Below are 18,773 nucleotides of genomic sequence, written 5' to 3' on the forward strand. Positions count from 1 at the left end.
TGCGTGGGACGAATGATTAGTAATGTTATAACATTACATAAACTACCTCCCCATCGTCCCTTGCTGGAGCCACTGATGAAGCTGACCCTGCTCGCCCTGAGTCTTGCCGCTGCGCTGGCCGCGACCACCGTTCAAGCCACCGATACACCGGTGGCGACAGCCGCTGCCGTCACCGGCATGGATGTTCCGGCGGACAGCGGCACCGGCGACGATCAGCCCGTGACCAAGAATCTGAGCGCGATCGACGTATCCGCCAAGTTGGACCAGGCGCGCAACGCGCTGTCGCCGGACACCGGCAGCAGCCAGTACGTGATCGACCACAAAGCCATCACGCAACTGCCGCTGGGCGCCTCGACACCCATGAACCAGGTGCTGCTGCAGGCACCCGGTGTGGTGCAGGATTCCTACGGCGGCCTGCATGTGCGCGGCGACCACGCGAACCTGCAATACCGCATCAATGGTGTGATCATTCCCGAGTCGATCGGCGGCTTCGGGCAAAGTCTCGATGCGCGCATGATCGATAACGTGAAACTGCTCGATGGCGCGCTGCCGGCCCAGTACGGTTTGCGTACAGCGGCCGTGGTCGACATCACCACCAAGAGCGGCCATGACCTCGGCAATGGCGGCAGCGTCGGCATTACCAGTGGCTCGTTCGGCGCGCTCAATCCGAATGCGTCGATCTGGGGTAGCGACGATCGCTGGAGTTACTTCCTCACCGCCAATTATCTGGAAAGCGACGCTGGCATCGAGAACCCGACGGCCAGCAGGAAACCGAACCACGATCACACCAATCAGGTGAAAAGCTTCGGCGACATCAGCTATCTGATCAACGACGACACCCGTTTGAGCTTGCTGTTCGGCATGGCCAACAACCGCTTCCAGATTCCCAATAATCCGGGCCAGACACCGCAGTTCGGCTACCTCGACACGGTCGACTTCAACTCCGCCGACCTGAACTCGAATCAGCGCGAGAACACCCGCTTCGGCGTGCTGGCGCTGCAGGGCAAGCTGGGCCAGACCGACTACCAGGTGTCGGTAGGCCAGCGTTACAGCAGCGTCGCCTACGCGCCCGACGAGATCGGTGAGCTGATGTTCAACGGCGTCGCCTCGAACGTCACCCGCGGCAATCGCGCCAGCACGGTGCAGGCGGATTTCGCCACGCCGATGGGCGGCAGCCACACCTTGCGCTACGGCATTTACGGCAGCTTCGAACGCGCCGCCAGCGGCAACGATGCATGGGTGTTCCCGGCCAATGCCGATGGCAAGCAGACCGGCACCACACCGATCAACATCTTCGACAACAACCGCCTCACCGCGAAGACCTGGTCGGCCTATGTGCAGGACGAATGGAGCATCGGCGACAAGTGGACGCTGAACTACGGCCTGCGCGGTGACCAGTACCAGCTGGCGCGCACCGAAAGCCAGCTGAGCCCGCGTCTCGGTCTGGTCTGGCAGGCGACCGACAGCACCACCGTGCACGCCGGTTATTCGCGCTACTTCACGCCGCCGGCGACCGAGATGATCGCCAGCGCCAATATCGCCAAATTCGACGGCACCACCAATGCGGTGTCGGACATGGGCAACAACACGCCGCTGGCCGAGCGTTCGGACTACTTCGATGCCGGCATCTCGCAGAGCCTAGGCTCTGCCTGGACGGTCGGCGTGGATGCCTACTACCGCAAGGTGCGGCGTCTGCAGGACGAGGGTCAGTTCGGCTCGGCGCTGGTCTACTCCACCTTCAACTACGCGCAGGGCCGCGTGAAAGGGCTGGAGTTCACTGCCAACTATGCGCAGGGCCCGTTGTCGGCCTACTTCAACGCGTCGATCGGCAAGGCCATCGGCGAGCGCATCATTACCAGCCAGTACAACTTCGCTCCGGAGGACCTGGCCTATATCCAGAACCATTACATCTTCCTCGACCACGACCAGAAACTGACTTCGTCCGGCGGCATCAACTATGCGCTGGACAGCAACACCAGGCTCGGTGCCGATTTCCTGTTTGGCAGTGGTCTGCGCAAGGACGGCGCGGTGCCGAACGGTGCCTCGCTGCCGGCGTACTTCCAGCTGAATCTCAACCTGTCGCACGACTTCGCCTTCGACCGTTTCGGCAAGCTGCACACCCAGCTGGCCGTACTCAACGTGCTCGATCGCAGCTACGAGCTTCGCGATGGCAGCGGCATCGGCGTCGGCGCGCCGCAGTTCGGTCCGCGTCGCGGTGTATACCTGAGCGTGCAGAAGGATTTCTGAAGGCGCGACTCCTCCTTCTCCCATGGGGGAGAAGGTTGGGATGAGGGGCGGGCGCTCGCCTGGAGCTCAACCAAAGCGCCTTCGCGAGCAACCCGTCCAAATACCATCCGTTATGCTTGCCGCGCTTCTTTCACTACCGGCAAGACCGATGCCATCGCGACTCCCCGAACCCGGCGCCGACGAGCGCGCGCATTCCGATCACCTGCTGCAATTGCTGCGTGAGCTGATCGCCTCGCACGGGCCGTTGCCGTTTTCGCAATACATGGAGCGTTGCCTGTACGCACCGGGGCTGGGTTACTACAGCGCCGGCCGCACCAAGTTCGGTGCGGCCGGCGACTTCGTCACCGCACCGGAGCTGGGCGAATTGTTCGCGCAATGCGTGATCAATGCCGTACAGCCGACCCTGGCGATGCTGGGCGACGACGCGGATTTTCTGGAGCTGGGCGGTGGCAGTGGCGCGTTCGCCGAGGCGGCGCTCAAGGCGCTGGCGGCCGGTGGCACGCTGCCGCGGCAGTATCTGATTCTCGAACCCAGCGCCGACCTGCGCGAGCGTCAGCGCGAACGGCTGCACGCGAATCTCCCAGTCGAACTCAACGCCCGCGTGCAGTGGCTGGATCGTCCGCCCGAGCAGGACTGGCGTGGCGTGCTGTTCGCGAACGAGGTGATCGATGCGCTGCCGGCCACGCGCTTCGCGATGCGCGCCGGCGAAGTCTACGAGGAGTATGTGGCGCTGGATGGCGAAGGTCGCCTGATGCGCATCGATCGCCCGGCCGATGCGCTGGTAGCCGGCGCGGTGCGTCATGTCGAACGCGACCTCGGCACCGACTTTACCGATGGCTATCGCTCGGAAGTCCTGCCACAGCTCCCGTACTGGATCCAGGCGGTGGCTGGATCACTGACCGCCGGGCTGATGCTGTTCGTCGACTACGGCTATGTGCGCCGCGAGTTCTATCTGCCCGAGCGCGACGATGGCACGCTGATGGCGCATTACCGGCATCACGCGCACAACGATCCGTTGTACCTGCCAGGCTTGAACGACCTCACTGCCTCGGTCGATTTCACCGCGCTGGCCGAAGCGGGCAACAGCGCCGGCTTCGGCGTGGCGGCCTATCTGCCGCAGGCACAGTTCCTGATCGGCGCCGGCCTGCAGGACATCTTCGAAAGCGAGCAGGCGAAGATCACCGACGAACACGGCCGCTATCGGCTGGCGCAACAGGTGAAGAAGCTGATGCTGCCCGATCAGATGGGCGAACGCTTCCAGGCGATGCTGCTGGCGCGTGGTCTCGATGCGCTGGCCCTGCCGGCCGACCTGCTCGCCGCCGACCAGGGTGGGAGGCTCTGATCCAGCCGTCCAGACGTCTGTTCTGATCCATCGACCGGGCGGCCGCTCGCCGCCCGGGCCTGGCGACGAGGTCGGTCTATGGCAGGCGCGCGGGGGTTGGCGCCGATGTTGCCGGAGCTGCGACCGGGCCGCTGTCGGCCGGCGCCGCGGCGGAACCGGCCGGGGTCGGGTCGGTGGCCGGCAGCGGCGATACTGGCGTGCTGTCGTCCTTGCGACGGGCCAGCTCGCCGTGCTTGAACAGGTTGGCGGCCACCTGGTAATAGGCCACCGCATCGTCCACCAGCGACTGGTCCACCGTCTTCACCGCGGCGGCATCACCGGTGACGAAATTGGGCGTGAGCTGCTCCAGCTTCTGCTGCGGTTCCAGCGCCGTGAGCACGTTGCCGCGCAGGTAGCCGAGCTTCTCGTAGGTCGCCGGAAACGCGCGCTCGCGACCGGGCTCGAGCTGGAACACGTCATAGCCGAAGAAGCGGCTGCGATAGCTGAAGTTGAGCAGGCCCAGCAGGGTCGGAGGGATGTCGATCTGGGCGGTCAGCCGCTCGACCTTCTGCGGCTTGAAGTGTGCCGGGGCATAGATCCACAGCGGGATGTGGTAGCGGTTGATCGGGATGCTCGCCTTGCCCGCGCTGGCGGCATCGTGGTCGGCGGTGATCACGAAGACGGTGTCCCTGAAGTACGGCTTGGCGCTGGCGCGCTTCAGGAAGTCGCCGATCGACCAGTCCGTGTACGCCACCGCGCCGGCACGCGAGCCCTGCGGGAACGCCACCCGCCCTTCCGGGAAGGTGTACGGGCGGTGGTTGGAGGTGGTCATGATATGCAGGAAGAACGGCTTGCCCTGGGCATGGATCGCGTCCATCTGGCCCAGCGCCAGCGTGTACAGGTCCTCGTCCGCCACGCCCCATACGTTCTCGTGGTGGATGGTGGCGCTCTTGGGGATGTCCTTGCGGTCCACCGCGGCATAGCCGTTGTGGCTGAAGAAGTAATTCATGTTGTCGAAGTAGCCGTAGCCGCCGTAGACAAACTCCGAGGCGTAGCCACGGTCGTTGAAAATGCTGGCCAGCGAGAACAGGTTCTCGTTGTTCTGCATCTTCAGCACCGAGTCGCCCGGCGTCGGTGGGATCGACAGCGAAAGTGCTTCCAGGCCGCGCACGGTGCGCGTCCCGTTGGCATACGTGTTCTCGAAAAACAGGCTCTGGTCCGACAGCGCATCGAGCTGCGGGGTGAGCTTTTCGCGGTTGCCGAATACGCCAAGATAGTCGGCCGACAGGCTCTCCACGCTGATCAGCACCACGTTGAGGTGCTGCTCCGGGCCGGGGTGGCGGATCGCGCGGGTGAGGTCGCGCGGATCGTCGCTCACATAGGTGGCGTCGGGCGTCTTCAGCAGCGTGCGCACGCGGGCATAGGCCTCGGCCTCGGGCAGGGTGCGGTAGAACTTGGCGTAGTCCAGGTGGCCGGAGCGGAACGCGGCAAAGAACTGGAAGATGCCGTTGCCGGCCAGCTCGTTGACGTAGTTGTTGCTGGTGCGCTCCTTCATGTCGCCGGTGACGCCGGCGGTTACCGCCACGGTGAGCACCAGCCATGCCAGCGCCAGCATGCTGCGCTGGCCGAAACCGGTGCCGCCGTCGTTGCCGCGCAGGTAGCGGCGACTGAGCCATACCAGCAGCACCGTCAGCGCCGCCAGCAGGGCCAGCCAGGTACCGATCGGATACGACTCGCGGATATTGCCGATCACCTCGGTGGTGTACACGAGGTAGTCCACCGCGATGAAGTTGAAGCGCACGCCGAACTCTTCCCAGAACACCAGCTCCGAGGCGGCCACGAACAGCAGGCCGAACAGCAGCGCCAGCGACAGCCCGAGCAGATAGGCGCGGCCGCTGCGGCGGTTGTAGGCCAGCGCGGGCAGCGGCAGCAGGTACAGCACCACGATCGCCAGTGGCCACACCTCGTGCAGGCTGGCCTGCCAGATCCAGTGCAGCACGCCCCAGCACAGCGCAAAGCCGCCCAGCAGCGCAGCGATCCATGCCAGCCAGCGCCCGGCGTTGCGCACGGCGGGCCGATGGGTCGGCACGAGCCACAGAAACAGCACCATCGGCCAGGCCACGTAGACGAAGGTGGCCAGGTCGAACAGCGCGCCCGCGCCGAATGCATACAGCCAGTGCAGCGGCTTGGGCGCTACCCCGCTGCCGGTCATCACCAGCAGTGCAATGCGCGTGGCCACGCCAATCAGCAGGTAGCTGACGGCCAGCCAGACGAGGGGACGCAGGCGCTGGCGCAGCGGCGAGGGCGTTTGAAAGGTGAGGGACAAGGGAGGCTCCGGCAGGGCGGTCAAGGACGCAGTCGCGGCAGCGAGCGCGTCATGGCAGTTCGAGTGCTCAAATGCTACCGAGTTTCATGTTAGCAATGGCTTTGCTGCGCGCCGCCTCCATCGCCGCGCCCACCGCCGGCCCCTGCAGGCCCTGCGCGACGAACGGCGCGGACTGCACCGCGGCGGCGGCGGCACAGGCGCGGCGCAGATAGTCGGCGCTGGGGTAATCGTCGTCGGCGTGGCCGAGCCGGCCGCGCTTGTCGGCGGCGCAGGCGGCCAGAAAAGTGTCCAGCCGCGACGGCCGGCGCAGCGCGTCCAGCGCGGTGAGCAGCTTGAGCACGGTGGCCGGCTTGAGCTCCAGCGCGCGGTGCGCATTGAGGTGTTCGCGGCAGACCAGTTCGGCCAGCGTGGCGTGATCGGTCGGCACTTTCAGGCGCGCGGACAGCGCGCGCACGCGCGGCACCCCGGCGTGCTCGTGGCCGATGTGGCGAGGCAGCATGTCGGCGGGCGTAAGCGCCTTGCCGAGGTCGTGGCACAGCGCGCAGTAGCCCACCAGATCGTCGCTCGGAGCCAGTGCGGCGGCGGCATCCAGCACCAATTCCATGTGCGTGCCGGTATCGATTTCCGGATGAAACTCCGCCCGCTGCGGCACGCCGTACAGCGCATCGATTTCGGGAAACAGCACCGCCAGCGCGCCGGCCTCGCGCAGCACGCGCAGGAACGCGGACGGCTGCGGCTCGCCCAGCGCCTTGCGCGTCTCGGCCCACACCCGTTCGGGCACCAGGTGATCCACCTCGCCATCGCGCACCATCTGCTGCATCAGTGCCATGGTTTCCGGCGCCACCGAGAAACCCAGCGGCGCGAAGCGCGCGGCGAAGCGCGCCACCCGCAGCACGCGTACCGGATCCTCGACGAACGCCGGCGACACATGCCGCAACACGCGCGCCTCGATATCGCGCACACCGTGGTACGGGTCGGTCAACGCGCCGTGCTCGTCCTGCGCGATCGCGTTGATGGTGAGGTCGCGCCGGGCCAGATCCTGCTCCAGCGTCACCGTCGCATCGGCCTGGAACACGAAGCCGTGATAACCGCGCCCGGTCTTGCGCTCGGTGCGCGCCAGCGCGTATTCCTCGCCGGTCTGCGGGTGCAGGAACACCGGGAAGTCCTTGCCCACTGGCTTGTAGCCCAGCGCCAGCAACTCCTCCGGCAGCGCGCCGACCACCACGCGATCGTGATCGACCACCGGCCGCCCCAGCAATGTGTCACGGACCGCGCCGCCGACCAGATAGATGTGCATGAGCTGGATTCTGCCACGCGCGCCCGGGCAGCTGTGTGCGAAGCCAGAATGCGCTTTATGCGGCCATCGCCCTCACGTAAGCTGGCGCGCGGATTACCGGCGGGCGGGGAAAGTTTTGATCATGACGGCAAGGCATGCTCATCCGTTGATGCAGGGTCGTGCCGTGGGGCTGTCGCCGGCGGCGGCCGCATTGCTGGAAGCGGCTGCGGCGGCGCTGGATCGTCAGGATCCGGAAGCGGCCGACGCGGCACTGGCCCGCGTGCTGGCACTGGAACCCGACAGTGCGGAGGCACTGCGCATGCGCGGTCTGCTGCATCATCTGCGTGGCGATTACCCGCGAGCGTTGGCGTCGCTGCAGCAGGCGCACGACCTGCGGCCTGGGGACGCATTGATCCGGATGAATCTGGCCACGTCTCTGTATGCCAGTGGCGATGCCGAGGCGGCCGTGGCATGCCTGCGGCGGGCCTGCGCGATGGTGCCGGATTTTGCGCCGACCTGGTTCAACCTCGGCAAGATGTACATGTTGCAGGGACGTCCCGCCGGAGCCATCACCGCCCTGCAACGGACGCTGGATCTCGACCCGGAACATGTGCCGGCGCGGATCGTGCTGGCGCAGGCCGAGGCCAGTCTCGGCATGGTGGCACTGGCGCGCGTGAACTACCGCGAGGTGCTGCGTCGCCAGCCTGGCCAGCCACAGGCATGGTTCGGGCTGGCCAGTCTCGACGGCGAGCGCTTCAGCGCGGACGATGTCGCGCAGCTGCAGCAGACATTGGGGCTGCAGCAGGCGACCGTCGCCGCACGCGTCGCGCTGGGTTTTGCGCTGGTCCGGGCGCTGGAGGATCAGGCCGAGCCGCCGGCGGCGTTGCGTGCGTTGCACAAGGCCAATGCCCTGCAGCAGCGACAGTTGAACTGGAACGCCACGCTGGCGAGTGCGCAGGTCGATGCGCTGGTCAGGGCCTTCCCTGAACCCATGCAGGGCGCGGCGGATGCGACGCTGGGCGACGGGGTGATCTTCATCGTGGCGTTGCCGCAATCGGGCTCCCTGTTGACCGAGCAGATCCTTGCCGCGCATCCGCAGGCGGTTGCCGCTGACGAGGTGATCGACCTGCAGCAGATTCTCGACGCCGAATCGGCGCGCCGTCGCCAATCGTTTCCGCAGTGGGCGAGTTCGGCGACGGCGGCCGACTGGTCGCGACTGGGGCAGGACTACCTGGCGCGCATCGAACGCTGGCGTGGACATCAGCCGTGTTTCATCGACCGCAACCTGCTCAACTGGCGACTGGTGGGCGCGGCGCTGGCGATGTTGCCGGGCGCGCGCGTGGTGAACAGCCGGCGCGAGGCGTTCGAAAGCTGCTTCGCCTGCTACCGACAGTTGTTCATCAGTGGCAACGACTTCAGTTACGACCTCGACCACATGGTCAGCTACTGGCGTGATTACGATCGGCTCAGCCGGCACTGGCAGCAGTTGTTCCCCGCGCGCTTTCTTGAACACGACTACGAGTCATGGCTGGCCGACCCTGCAGCGCGGGTGCGGCGGCTGCTCGAATTCTGCGGTCTCCCTTTCGATCCGGCATGCGTCCGACTTGCGCGAACAGCGGGTGGTGCGCATGCGCCCGGCAACCTGCCGGCCGAGCAGCTGCTGCGCCGGGACAGCGCACGCAGCGCATGGTATGGAGGTAGCCTGCAGCGGCTGCGTGCCTTGCTGGCGTCGGTCACATCGCCCTGAGCGGAGCCAGGCGGTTCACCGCCGCAGTGAACGCGCCGTGGTCAGCCGGCGCTGCCGCGCCGGTTCGTTGAGCAGTACCGACAGCCACGGTGTGAACGGTTGCGGCACGATGCCGAGCGCGGCGTAGCCGTCGACCTTGCCGACCGAATCGGTGCGCAGCGAGCGGAAGTTGTCCAGCGAGAAAGGTTTGCCGGGCAGCAGTTCGGCGAACTGCGCCTGCAGCCGACCGAGACTGTCGGGCAGCGCGATGATCGGCGTGCGCAGGCCGGCCGCATCGCGGATCTTGTGCACGATCTCGCCCAGGCTGAGCACTTCCGGGCCGTACAGCTCGAAGCTGCGCCGCTGATCGGGCTGCTCGCTGTCGACGCAACGTGCGATCGCCTCGGCCACGTCGCCGACGAAGGTCGGTGCCATCCGTGCTTTCGCGCGCGCCAGCGGCAACACCGGCATGCGTCGCAGCAGTGCGGCGAAGCGGCTGACCAGCCCATCGCCCGCGCCGAAGATCACGCTGGGCTGGTAGATCGTCCAGTCCAGCGTCGATGCCCTGACCAGCGCCTCGGCTTCGCCGCGGGTCTTCAGGTACTGCGACAGGCCCTGGCCCGCCTTCAGTGAACTCATCTGGTGCAGTCGCTGCACACCCGCCGCGTGGCAGGCGGCGATCAGTCGACGGGTCAGTTCCACGTGTGCGCGCTGGAAGGTGTGCTTGCCGCCGGCATTGAGGATGCCGATCAGGTTGATCACCGCGTCGGCGCCCGCGAGTTGCCGGCGCAGCGCGTCGTCATCGTAGACATCGGCGCTGCGGACGCTCACCCCGGGCAACACGCCCAGTTCGCGATGCTGTTCGCGATTGCGCGAGAGCAGCACGATGCGGTGGCCGTCGGCGGCCAGCCGCGGCACCAGGTGGCTGCCGACGAAACCGGTGCCGCCAAGAATGACGAGATGCTTTGCGGCCATGGGGATCAATCCTCGGGTGAGCCAGTGTTCAGGGCGAGGCGCTGAGCGTGCTGGAGGTGGTGGCTGGCGCGCCGGATGGCGCGCTGGCGGGGCAGTCGACGACGCGGCGCTGCGTGGTGGCGTTTGGCAGTCCATACGGCTGACCGATCGCGCCCATGCGGGTGGCCAGCGGCACGGCGTTGCCGTGCAGGCGCCAGTCGTAGATCACGCTGAACGCCATCACCCGGGCCACGTATTCGCGGGTTTCCTTGAACGGGATGGTGGCCACGAACAGATCCGGTGCCAGCGCGCCGCGCGCGGCCAGCCACTGGTCGACCCGGTTCGGACCGGCGTTGTAGGCGGCGCTGGCCAGCCACGGCGAGCCACTGAAACGCGCGGCCAGCTCGGCCAGGTAACGCGTGCCCAGCGCGATGTTGATGGCCGGATCGTATAGCGTGTCGCCGCCACCCCAGTCGAGTCCGTGGCGTCGAGCTACCGCCGCGCCGGTGTCCGGCAGCAGCTGCATCAGGCCGCGCGCATCGGCGCCGGAACGGGCGTCACTCGTCCAGGCACTTTCGGCGCGCAGGATGCCGTAGGCCCACGCAGGTTCGATGCCGGCCTGCTCGGCTTGCGGCACCAGTCCGTCCTGGCTGGCCAGCGGAAAGCGCAGGTCGTACAGCTGCAGCGCGTCGCCGCTGCTCAGGGTGAACACGGCGCGGTCGTACCAGCCGCGCTGGTTGGCGAGGTCGGCGGCCACCCGCAGGGTGGACTGATCGGCGTCCTGCAGCGCCCGCGCCCACTCACGCCGGGCCAGTCTGGGCAGGTCGACGGCGTACAGCTCGAACGCGCGCAGCAGGCCGGGTTTGGCCAGCAGGGCCTGTTCGCGTTGCGGGTCATCGGCGAGGCTCAGCGGACAGATCGCATACGGCTGGTCGAGCCTGTCGGCGGCGAGAAAGCCGAAGAACGTGGGGCTGCCGGCCTGCGCCGCAAGCTGCCGGCGTGCTTCGTCGCCGCGGCCCAGTGCGGCCAGCGCGCGGGCGCGGAAATATTGCCACTCGCCATCCTGCTGCTGGCTGGCGGGCATGGCGTCGATGCCGGCCAGCACGGCCGTCCAGTTCTGCTGCGCCAGCGCCACCCGCACCCGCCATTCGCGCGAGGCGTCGGTCTGCACGACGGCCGGCAGGGCGATCAGGCGGGCCAGTGCGCTGTCATCGAAATCGGTGGCATGGAACAGCGCCAGCGCGTACAGGATCTGGTTGCGCTGCTGTTCGCTGAAGCTGAAGTGCGCTTGCAATTGTTGCCATGCGGCGTCGGCGCTGGCGGATTGGCGACGGGCCAGCCGGGTCAACGCCAGGGTGGCGGCTTGCCGGCCGCGCGGGGTATCCGACCAGCTGGTCGCGCTCGCCAGCGCACCGGCCGGATCGCGCAGCGCCTGGGCAAGTTGCTGCGCGCTGGGGCGGTCGGCGTCGGGCAGCCAGCCGGTCAGGCTGGCGATGGTGCCGGCCTGGCCGGCGTCGGCCGCGCGATCGATGCGGGTCCACAGGCGTGCGCTGGTCAGCAGGCCCTGATCATGCGCCGCACCGAGTACCGGGTCGCATGCATCCGGCAGGTTCGGCTTGGCCCACAGCGCGGCCAGATCCTTGTCGAAATCCAGCGTGCCGCCACCGGCGAGCCGCGCCTGCAGGGCATCGCAACTGAGCGTGTCGCCGAGGCCGGGCTGGTATAGCGCGAGGAAACCGGTCCAGTCCTGGCGGCGCGCCAGTTCCAGCAGAAAGCTGCGGCGCAGGTCGGCCGCGGGAATCCAGTCAGGATAGTGCGTCAGATACGACTCCACCGTGGCGCGGTCGACCTGCTGGATGTCGTGCTCGAGGGCGGCCGCCTGCAGATACGGATAGAGCGGATAGTCGCGCAGCCCGGTCGCCAGCGTCTGCCAGCCATCGCCACCTTGCCGGGCGGCGGCATACGCCTGCCTGAAGGCGGCGCGCTGGCTGGCGTCGGGTTCGGCGGCCTGCGCGATCGTGCCGATCAGCAACCAGGCGGTGGCCAGCAACAGCCAGCTCAGCGAGACGCACCGCGATGGGGTGGAAACAAACATGGAAACTCCTGCGGTCGATCCACTGACCAGTGTAGTCGATGGCCCCGGGTGGCTTGTCGCGAAACGGTGAGTGTGGGCGCGCCTGCTAAGCTGGCACGCTTCATCTTCAGCATCTCCGGGATCGGCATGTCGTCAGCACCTTCGTCCGCTTTTCGTCAAAAAAACGGATGGGCGTGGATGGTGCTGGTATTGCTGGCACTGGCCGGCTTGTACTGGTGGTGGGCGATCGGGCGGCCGGTGACGCTGCCGGATGCGCCGTCGGCGCGGATCGCCTGCGTGTCGTACGCGCCGTTCCGCCGGGCTGGCGAAACGCCGCTGGACGCGAAGGCCTTCATCAGTCCCGAACGCATCGACGAGGACCTGCGTGCGCTGTCGCAGCGATTCGACTGTGTACGCACCTATTCGCAGGGCCAGGGCCTGAGTGCGGTGCCGCAGATCGCCGAACGCTACGGCATGAAAGTGCTGATGGGGATCTGGCTGGGCAGCGACCCGAAGGCGAACGAGCAGCAGATCCAGTGGGGCATTGCCACCGCGCAGGCACATCCGCAGGCGTTGCGTGGGGTGATCGTGGGCAACGAGGTGTTGCTGCGCGGCGAGCTGTCGGCGCCGGTTCTGGCCGGCTATCTGCAGCAGGTGCGCACGGCGGTCAACGTGCCGGTGACCTACGCCGACGTGTGGGAGTTCTGGTTGCGCCATCCGGAACTGGCCGGCTCGGTGGACTACCTCACCATCCACATCCTGCCTTACTGGGAAGATCGACCAGTATCACCGGAGCGTGCCGTGCAACATGTGGCGACGGTGTATGCGCAAGTGCAGCAGGCGTTCCCCGGGCGGCGCGTGATGATCGGCGAGACCGGCTGGCCCAGCGCCGGTCGGCCGCGCCAGGCGACCAGCGCCAGCGTGGTCAACGAGGCGCGCTACCTGCGCGAATTCCTGCACTACGCGGCGACCGTGCACATGCCCTACAACGTGATCGAGGCGTTCGACCAGCCGTGGAAGCGCGCGCAGGAAGGCACCGCCGGCGGCTACTGGGGCATCTTCGACGCGCAGGCACGGCCCAAGTTTGCGATGCAGGGCCCGGTGATCGAGGAATCGCTCTGGTGGGCCGGCTGGCTCGCCGGCGCGGCGGGTGCTGCCGTGTTTGCACTGGTCGGTGCATGGCGGCGGCGCTGGCAGGGATGGCGCGGCTGGGCGGCACTGGCGCTGGCCGGTGTCGCCAGCGGTTGTGCGCTGGCCTGGCAGTACCGGCAGATGTGGTTCGCCTGTCGCGATGGCTGGGAGTGGACGGTGTCGTCGGTTGCCTGCGCGCTGGCCTTGCTCACCGCGTTGCTGCTGGCGCGCTGGATCGCGGCACGGTTGGCCGGGGTGATGCCACCCGCGCCGCCTGGCTGGTTGCGCGCGGGCTGGCTTTTCGTGCTGGCATTCTATGGATTGCTGCTGGTGTTCGACGGACGCTATCGGGATTTCCCGTTGGGCCTGTTCCTGCTGCCCTGCGTCGGATATGCGCTGCTCGGCTGGCTGTCCGATCGGCGCCAGCTGGCGAAGCCGTTGCTGGAGGAACGTTTCCTTGCGGTCTGGCTGCCATTGCTGGCGGCGATCGTGCTGATGCAGGAAAACGGTCTCACGCCGGTGGCGTGGCTATGGCTGGGAGTGAACCTGTTGCTGGCCATGCCGGTGTTCGTCGACTGGCGTCGGGCGCGCCTGCAGCCGCAGCAGGCGTAGGCTGCCGAGCAACAGCGCCAGCGCGCCGGCTTCGAAGCAATACAGCTCCAGCGCAAAGATACCGAGCGCAGCCGCGAGCCAGGCCAGCCACAGGCGCTGACGCCACAGCGCCAGCGCTGCGGCCACCAGTGCAGCCATACCGTAGGCGTTGTGCAGGAAGCCCAGCACCAGTGCCTGCCGCCAGTCGCACCATGCGGGAACGTTGCCGGCGCCGCATTGCTGGCCGATCGCGCTGGACTCGATCAGCCCATAGCGCAGCCACGCCGCAACCAGCGCCACCACCAGCAGCAACAACCATGGCAGGGCCAGCCGCGCCAGCCTCGAACTCATCGGCGACGCCTCTGCGTTGCCTTGCCGCCCACGTGTGCCGGAAGCCGGATTTCCGCGGCCAGTGGCAGGTGATCGGAAAACGCCTGCGGCAGCGCCCACATCTTGTCCAACTGGATCGCCGATGAGGTGAGGATGTGATCCAGCGCCCGTCGCGGCTTCCAGCTGGGAAACGTCAGGGTCGACTGCGCCGGCGGTTGCAGATTGCATTTGGCAAACAGCTGAGTCATCTCGACGCTGTGCGGTTCGGTGTTCAGGTCGCCCATCAGCACCGCATGCGGAAAGTCATGCAGCAGCTCGGCGATGAAGCCGAGCTGACGCGCGCGCGCCGGCGCGCTCAGCGACAGGTGCGCGATCATCACCGCCAGTGCGTTGTCGCCTTCGCCGAACTGGGCCAGCAGCGCACCGCGGCCGGGGATCCGGCTGGGCAACGGGTAGTCCAGCACCGAATGCGGCTCCAGCCGGCTGATCAGCCCGTTTGCCGAATGCGCCAGTCGCGCCATCGCCCGGTTCGGCTGATGACTCCAGAACGGCATGCCGGCGGTTTCGGCGAGGTAGCGGGTCTGATTGAGGAAGCCCGAGCGCAGGCTGCCGGCATCGGCCTCCTGCAGGCCGATCACGTCGAACTGCGGCAGCACCTCGGCAAGCCGGTCGAGGTTGTCCATCTTGTTGCGCCCCGGCAGCACCGCGTTGAGGCTGCGGGTGACGTACTCGCTGTAACGCTGCACGCTGGCGCCGGCCAGGATGTTGCAGCTCAGCAGGCGCAGGTGGCGCTCGGCGGGTGCGGGTTGAAGAATGGCGGCGCCGGTCATCGCAACACACTACAGGGAGAAGGGATGCAGGCGCTCACGCTCATGCGCCGGACACTGCATTGAGCATGATCCACCGGATGTGAACGACACGCCAGCCACGCCATCGGCGGCGTGGCACGAGCGGTCTATTTGCCGCTCAGCTCGCGATTGGCCAGCCATTGCGCCACCGCGGCCATCTCGTCATACGAGTGAACGCCGGCCACGCGATATTTGCCGTTGACCACGATGGTCGGGGTGCCGTCGACCTGCCATTTGCGGATCAACTCGAGATCGCTCTTCAGCTTCGCGGTCGTTTCGGCAGACGTGGCGATGCGCATGAACTCCGCCCGGTCGACACCTTCGCGGGCGTAGAAATCGGCCAGTTCGTCCATCGAGTTGATCGGATAGTTCTGGCCAAACTTGGCGGCGAACAATGCCAGGTGGGTGCGATCGATCACGCCGAGCTGCTTCGCCGCATAATACGCGCGCGCAAACGGCAGCCACTCGGCGCTGAATGGCGCCGGCAACAGCTTGAACGTCACCCCCGCAGGCAGCTGCTTGCGCAGTTTCTCGGCGATCGGCGCGAACTGGGCGCAGTGGATGCAACCGTAGGAAAACACCTCGGTCACCTCCACCTTGCCCTCGCTGCTGTAGCGCTGATGCGGGCCGGGCAGGGTCACGTACTCGCTGCCCTCGGTATAGGGCGCCGGCGCGCTGGACTGCGCGGTGCAGGCGCTGGCCAGCAACAGGCCGGCGGACAGGGCGAGGACGTGCAGACGGGCGAATCGCTTGGACATGGGAGCTACTCTTCGCAGCGCGGCCGTGCGGCCGCGGGTAGGGCGGATTGACCGCCGCGGGTAAACCGTCTACTTGCCGGCCGCTTCCTTCGCCACCAGCCACTGGGTCAGTTCGATCGACTGGGCGAAACCGCCGGCAGAGCTGGCGGTAAAGCGGTATTTCCCGTTGATGACCATGGTCGGCGTGCTTTCCACGCCATAGGCCTTCATCAGGTCGTCGGCGCGCTTCATCCGCGTGTTGACCGAGAACGAGTTCGCGACACCGGTAAATTCCTCTGCGGTCACGCCATATTTGGCGTAGAACTTCGCGGCGTCGTCGATCGTGGGCCACGCGGCTTTCGGCTTCGGGTTGCCCGCATCGAGGTTGTAGGTGGACAGCTCGCCGGTCTTCCATACCGCATCGAACATCGCGTCGTGGGTCTTGCCGACCAGATCCAGCGCCTGCGCCGCGTAGAACGCGCGCTGGTACATCGGCCAGTTCTCGTCCGGGCGGAACGAGGCGGCCAGATAGTTCATCACCGCATTCGCCGGGAGACTGCGGGCGATCTGGTCGACGGTGGAGTGGAAGCTGTTGCAGGCCGGGCAACCGTAGGAGAACACCTCGGTTACTTCAATCTTGCCCGGGTGGCTGGTCGGCTGCGCCGGCTCGATCAGGAAGTAGTTCTTGCCTTCGACCCACTTGCCGTTGTCCACGAACGGCGCCGCCGCTACCGCAGGCGCAGGTTCGGCCGGGTTGGCGGCAGTGTCGGAGGCAGCCGGTGCCGCGCTGCCGGCGCTGGCCGGCGTGACAGCCGTCATCGCGCTGGCCGGTGCCGTGGTGGTGGCCGCGGCTGGCGTACCTGCGGTGCTGGCGGTAACTGCCGGCTGGGCGGGGCCGCTGGTGCCGCTGTCATGGCTGCAGGCGGCAAGCGCAAGCAGGGCGGCACACAGGAACGGCAGACGCTTCAACATGGCAAACCTCGGGAAGTGGGGCGTAAAACCGACAGCGCCGACACTTCGGTCGGCGCATGGTCAATCAGGGCGTGGCGGCAGGCTGGGCATCGGCGCTGTGCAGGCCCTCGATGTAGCTGGCCAGCGCGGCAATATCGTCGGCGCTCAGCTGCTTGGCGATCGCCGGCATGATCTGCGACTGCGCGTCATCGCCCCAGGTAGTGCCGTCGTGCCACGACTTCAGCGTGGCCTGGATGTACTGCGCGTGCTGGCTGGTCAGCTGCGGATACTTGGCGCCCGGATTGCCGCGGCCATCGATGCTGTGGCAGGCCATGCAGGCGGGAATGCCACGCGTGGCGTCACCCTGACGGAACAGCGTCTGGCCGTGCTCGACCAGCGCCTGATCGGCCACGCCGGGCAGTGGCGTCTTGCTGGCGAAGTAGGCGCCGACGTCGTGCATGTCCTGCTGGGACAGTGGCGCAGCCATGCCCATCATGATCGGATTCTGCCGTTTGGCGGCTTTGAAATCGGTCAGCTGGCGCACGATGTACTGCTCGCTCTGGCCGGCCAGCTTCGGGTATTGCGCGTCGCTGGAATTGCCGTCCATGCCGTGGCAGGCGCCGCAGACGGCGGCCTTGGCCTGGCCGGCGGTGGCGTCACCCGGCTTGGCTGCGGCTTCGACAACCGGGGTCGCAGGCGCTGCTGCCGTGGTGGCGCTGGCCGGCACAGCTGCCGTGGCCGCTGCGGCCGGCGCGGCAGTTTTCGGCTGGGCGTCCTGTGCCATCAGCGCACTGGCGGACAGTGCAAACACGAGGGCTATGGCGGACCCGAGAACAGCGGGCCGAAAACCAGCGGACCGAAAACTCATACACTTGACTCCCGAGAGACTTGCGAACACTGCCAATGATTGCGGCCACAAGGCTTGCAACAGGCAGAAACCGCAGAATTATCCCTGTGCCACCATAGCTTGGTCAAACCATTCCCATGTCGAATCCGCTTCAGGGTGCCCAGTTCGTGCTGGCCGCCCATCGCATCAGCCAGCTTCCCGCCGATCACGGCGCCGAGGTGGCGTTTGCCGGCCGCTCCAATGCCGGCAAGTCCAGCGCGCTGAATGCGCTGACCAACCACAAAGGGCTGGCGCGAACGTCCAAGACCCCTGGCCGTACCCAGCAGATGGTCGCCTTCAGCCTGCCGCCGCCGACCCAGGTGGATGGTCAGCCGCCGTCGGATGTGCGTCTGATCGACTTGCCGGGTTACGGCTACGCCAAGGTGCCGCTGGAGATGCGCGAGCACTGGAAGCTGGAGATCGATGCGTATCTGCATCAGCGGCGCAGTCTGCGCGGACTGGTGTTGATCGTGGATATCCGCCATCCGCTGAAGGAGTTCGACCGGATGATGCTGGAGTTCTGCTTCGCCACCCAGCTGCCGTGTCACCTGCTGTTGACCAAGGCCGACAAACTCTCGCGTGGCCAGGCCACCCAGGCGCTGGCCGCGTTGCGCAAGCAGTTTGCCGCCGAAGGCCTGCACGCTACCGCGCAGATCTTTTCGTCGTCCGCCGGCACTGGCGTGGAGGAAGCACGGCAGGCCGTGATGACCCTGCTGCGGCAGCCGCGCGAGGGCGCGCATCAAGGACGCGAGCGCTGATGATTGCCGTGGGGGCGACTTCAGTCGCGATACCTCCCCTGGTGGTCGGTCAAGAGCATCGCGACTGAAGTCGCTCCCACAAATCGAACCAGATCAGCCGCGCACGGATTGCATGAACACCGCGCACAGCGCCTGCATGCCGGCGCGGTCGTCGTCGTCGAAGCGGTTGATCAGCGGACTGTCGACATCCCACACACCGAGCAGGCTGCCGTCGGCCTTGATCAACGGCACCACGATTTCCGATTGCGAGGCAGCGTCGCAGGCGATGTGGCCATCGAACGCATTCACGTCGCGCACCAGCTGCGTTTCACGCGTCTGGGCGGCGGTGCCGCAGACGCCGCGACCGATCGCGATGCGGATGCAGGCAGGCTTGCCCTGGAACGGGCCGACCACAAGCTCATGGCCGTCGTACAGGTAGAACCCGGCCCAGTTGAGTTCGGGCAAGCTGTGGTAGATCAACGCGCTGAAATTCGCCGCGTTGGCGATCAGGTCGCGCTCGCCGCTGAGCAGGCCGCGCGCCTGTTGCGCAAGGTCCTCGTAATGCTCGCGCTTGCTGGCGTACGTGTGGGATTTCAGTTCGAACATGCGGTGCGTCCGGCGGCAAAGCCCGTATTATG

15 protein-coding genes are annotated in these 18,773 nt (G+C 66.9%); 5 read left to right on the forward strand and 10 right to left on the reverse strand.

Annotation, left to right across the window (positions count from 1 at the left end; translation table 11 throughout):
• Nucleotides 1–75 precede the first annotated feature (75 nt).
• Both EAH75_RS17615 and EAH75_RS17620 read left to right on the forward strand, forming a co-directional pair.
• Nucleotides 76–2,247: a TonB-dependent receptor gene (locus EAH75_RS17615; protein WP_140806380.1), complete on the forward strand. Its 2,172-nt coding sequence runs from the start codon at nucleotides 76–78 to the stop codon at nucleotides 2,245–2,247.
• A 148-nt stretch (nucleotides 2,248–2,395) separates the two neighbouring features.
• Nucleotides 2,396–3,589: a class I SAM-dependent methyltransferase gene (locus tag EAH75_RS17620; protein WP_140806381.1), complete on the forward strand. Its 1,194-nt coding sequence runs from the start codon at nucleotides 2,396–2,398 to the stop codon at nucleotides 3,587–3,589.
• Nucleotides 3,590–3,665: 76 nt separating this feature from the next.
• Here the strand turns inward: EAH75_RS17620 and EAH75_RS17625 are convergent, their stop codons facing one another.
• Both EAH75_RS17625 and EAH75_RS17630 read right to left on the reverse strand, forming a co-directional pair.
• Nucleotides 3,666–5,894, reverse strand: a complete 2,229-nt coding sequence (locus EAH75_RS17625) for an LTA synthase family protein (RefSeq protein ID WP_140806382.1) — start codon at nucleotides 5,892–5,894, stop codon at nucleotides 3,666–3,668.
• 67 nt (nucleotides 5,895–5,961) lie between these two features.
• Nucleotides 5,962–7,191 (reverse strand): multifunctional CCA addition/repair protein, encoded by a 1,230-nt coding sequence (locus tag EAH75_RS17630; protein ID WP_140806384.1) that lies wholly within the window; start codon nucleotides 7,189–7,191, stop codon nucleotides 5,962–5,964.
• A 121-nt stretch (nucleotides 7,192–7,312) separates the two neighbouring features.
• On the opposite strand from EAH75_RS17630, the gene EAH75_RS17635 reads away from it, so the two are divergent.
• Nucleotides 7,313–8,917, forward strand: a complete 1,605-nt coding sequence (locus tag EAH75_RS17635; protein ID WP_140806385.1) for a tetratricopeptide repeat-containing sulfotransferase family protein — start codon at nucleotides 7,313–7,315, stop codon at nucleotides 8,915–8,917.
• 15 nt (nucleotides 8,918–8,932) lie between these two features.
• Here the strand turns inward: EAH75_RS17635 and EAH75_RS17640 are convergent, their stop codons facing one another.
• Nucleotides 8,933–9,871: a complex I NDUFA9 subunit family protein gene (locus tag EAH75_RS17640; protein WP_140806386.1), complete on the reverse strand. Its 939-nt coding sequence runs from the start codon at nucleotides 9,869–9,871 to the stop codon at nucleotides 8,933–8,935.
• A gap of 28 nt (nucleotides 9,872–9,899) precedes the next feature.
• Nucleotides 9,900–11,945, reverse strand: a complete 2,046-nt coding sequence (locus EAH75_RS17645) for a transglycosylase SLT domain-containing protein (protein ID WP_140806387.1) — start codon at nucleotides 11,943–11,945, stop codon at nucleotides 9,900–9,902.
• 177 nt (nucleotides 11,946–12,122) lie between these two features.
• Here EAH75_RS17645 and EAH75_RS17650 point away from each other — a divergent pair, with 177 nt between their 5' ends.
• Nucleotides 12,123–13,667: a glycoside hydrolase family 17 gene (locus EAH75_RS17650; protein ID WP_241668987.1), complete on the forward strand. Its 1,545-nt coding sequence runs from the start codon at nucleotides 12,123–12,125 to the stop codon at nucleotides 13,665–13,667.
• Here EAH75_RS17650 and EAH75_RS17655 read toward each other — a convergent pair.
• The 5 genes from EAH75_RS17655 to EAH75_RS17675 form a co-directional block, all read right to left on the reverse strand.
• Nucleotides 13,584–13,997, reverse strand: a complete 414-nt coding sequence (locus EAH75_RS17655; RefSeq protein ID WP_140806389.1) for a hypothetical protein — start codon at nucleotides 13,995–13,997, stop codon at nucleotides 13,584–13,586. The genes EAH75_RS17650 and EAH75_RS17655 overlap by 84 nt on opposite strands.
• Nucleotides 13,994–14,806, reverse strand: a complete 813-nt coding sequence (locus tag EAH75_RS17660) for an endonuclease/exonuclease/phosphatase family protein (RefSeq protein WP_140653831.1) — start codon at nucleotides 14,804–14,806, stop codon at nucleotides 13,994–13,996. Before EAH75_RS17660 ends, EAH75_RS17655 begins: the two co-directional genes overlap by 4 nt.
• Before the next feature lie 125 nt (nucleotides 14,807–14,931).
• Entirely contained in the window at nucleotides 14,932–15,582 is a 651-nt protein-coding gene (locus tag EAH75_RS17665; RefSeq protein ID WP_140653833.1) for a thiol:disulfide interchange protein DsbA/DsbL, read from the reverse strand.
• A 69-nt stretch (nucleotides 15,583–15,651) separates the two neighbouring features.
• On the reverse strand, nucleotides 15,652–16,533 hold the full coding sequence (locus tag EAH75_RS17670) for a thiol:disulfide interchange protein DsbA/DsbL (protein ID WP_140653835.1): 882 nt from the start codon (nucleotides 16,531–16,533) through the stop codon (nucleotides 15,652–15,654).
• 64 nt (nucleotides 16,534–16,597) lie between these two features.
• Complete coding sequence (locus EAH75_RS17675; RefSeq protein WP_140653837.1) at nucleotides 16,598–17,380, reverse strand: c-type cytochrome; 783 nt, start codon at nucleotides 17,378–17,380, stop codon at nucleotides 16,598–16,600.
• A 116-nt stretch (nucleotides 17,381–17,496) separates the two neighbouring features.
• Between EAH75_RS17675 and yihA the strand changes: the two genes are divergently transcribed.
• Nucleotides 17,497–18,156 (forward strand): ribosome biogenesis GTP-binding protein YihA/YsxC, encoded by a 660-nt coding sequence (gene yihA / locus EAH75_RS17680; protein ID WP_140653840.1) that lies wholly within the window; start codon nucleotides 17,497–17,499, stop codon nucleotides 18,154–18,156.
• Between the two features lie 93 nt (nucleotides 18,157–18,249).
• On the opposite strand, the gene EAH75_RS17685 is transcribed toward yihA, so the two are convergent.
• Entirely contained in the window at nucleotides 18,250–18,741 is a 492-nt protein-coding gene (locus EAH75_RS17685; protein ID WP_140653842.1) for a GAF domain-containing protein, read from the reverse strand.
• Nucleotides 18,742–18,773 lie beyond the last annotated feature (32 nt).

The sequence above is a fragment of the Rhodanobacter glycinis genome (assembly GCF_006438785.1).
GTDB classification, from domain to species: Bacteria; Pseudomonadota; Gammaproteobacteria; order Xanthomonadales; family Rhodanobacteraceae; genus Rhodanobacter; species Rhodanobacter glycinis_A.

Bases quoted from the DNA above. Each gene is read 5' to 3' on its own strand.
- EAH75_RS17615 (WP_140806380.1), top strand. From the start codon at position 76: ATGAAGCTGACCCTGCTCGCCCTGAGTCTTGCCGCTGCGCTGGCCGCG.
- EAH75_RS17620 (WP_140806381.1), top strand. From the start codon at position 2,396: ATGCCATCGCGACTCCCCGAACCCGGCGCCGACGAGCGCGCGCATTCC.
- EAH75_RS17630 (WP_140806384.1), bottom strand. From the start codon at position 7,191: ATGCACATCTATCTGGTCGGCGGCGCGGTCCGTGACACATTGCTGGGG.
- EAH75_RS17635 (WP_140806385.1), top strand. From the start codon at position 7,313: ATGACGGCAAGGCATGCTCATCCGTTGATGCAGGGTCGTGCCGTGGGG.
- EAH75_RS17640 (WP_140806386.1), bottom strand. From the start codon at position 9,871: ATGGCCGCAAAGCATCTCGTCATTCTTGGCGGCACCGGTTTCGTCGGC.
- EAH75_RS17645 (WP_140806387.1), bottom strand. From the start codon at position 11,945: ATGTTTGTTTCCACCCCATCGCGGTGCGTCTCGCTGAGCTGGCTGTTG.
- EAH75_RS17650 (WP_241668987.1), top strand. From the start codon at position 12,123: ATGGTGCTGGTATTGCTGGCACTGGCCGGCTTGTACTGGTGGTGGGCG.
- EAH75_RS17655 (WP_140806389.1), bottom strand. From the start codon at position 13,997: ATGAGTTCGAGGCTGGCGCGGCTGGCCCTGCCATGGTTGTTGCTGCTG.
- EAH75_RS17660 (WP_140653831.1), bottom strand. From the start codon at position 14,806: ATGACCGGCGCCGCCATTCTTCAACCCGCACCCGCCGAGCGCCACCTG.
- EAH75_RS17665 (WP_140653833.1), bottom strand. From the start codon at position 15,582: ATGTCCAAGCGATTCGCCCGTCTGCACGTCCTCGCCCTGTCCGCCGGC.
- EAH75_RS17670 (WP_140653835.1), bottom strand. From the start codon at position 16,533: ATGTTGAAGCGTCTGCCGTTCCTGTGTGCCGCCCTGCTTGCGCTTGCC.
- EAH75_RS17675 (WP_140653837.1), bottom strand. From the start codon at position 17,380: ATGAGTTTTCGGTCCGCTGGTTTTCGGCCCGCTGTTCTCGGGTCCGCC.
- yihA (WP_140653840.1), top strand. From the start codon at position 17,497: ATGTCGAATCCGCTTCAGGGTGCCCAGTTCGTGCTGGCCGCCCATCGC.
- EAH75_RS17685 (WP_140653842.1), bottom strand. From the start codon at position 18,741: ATGTTCGAACTGAAATCCCACACGTACGCCAGCAAGCGCGAGCATTAC.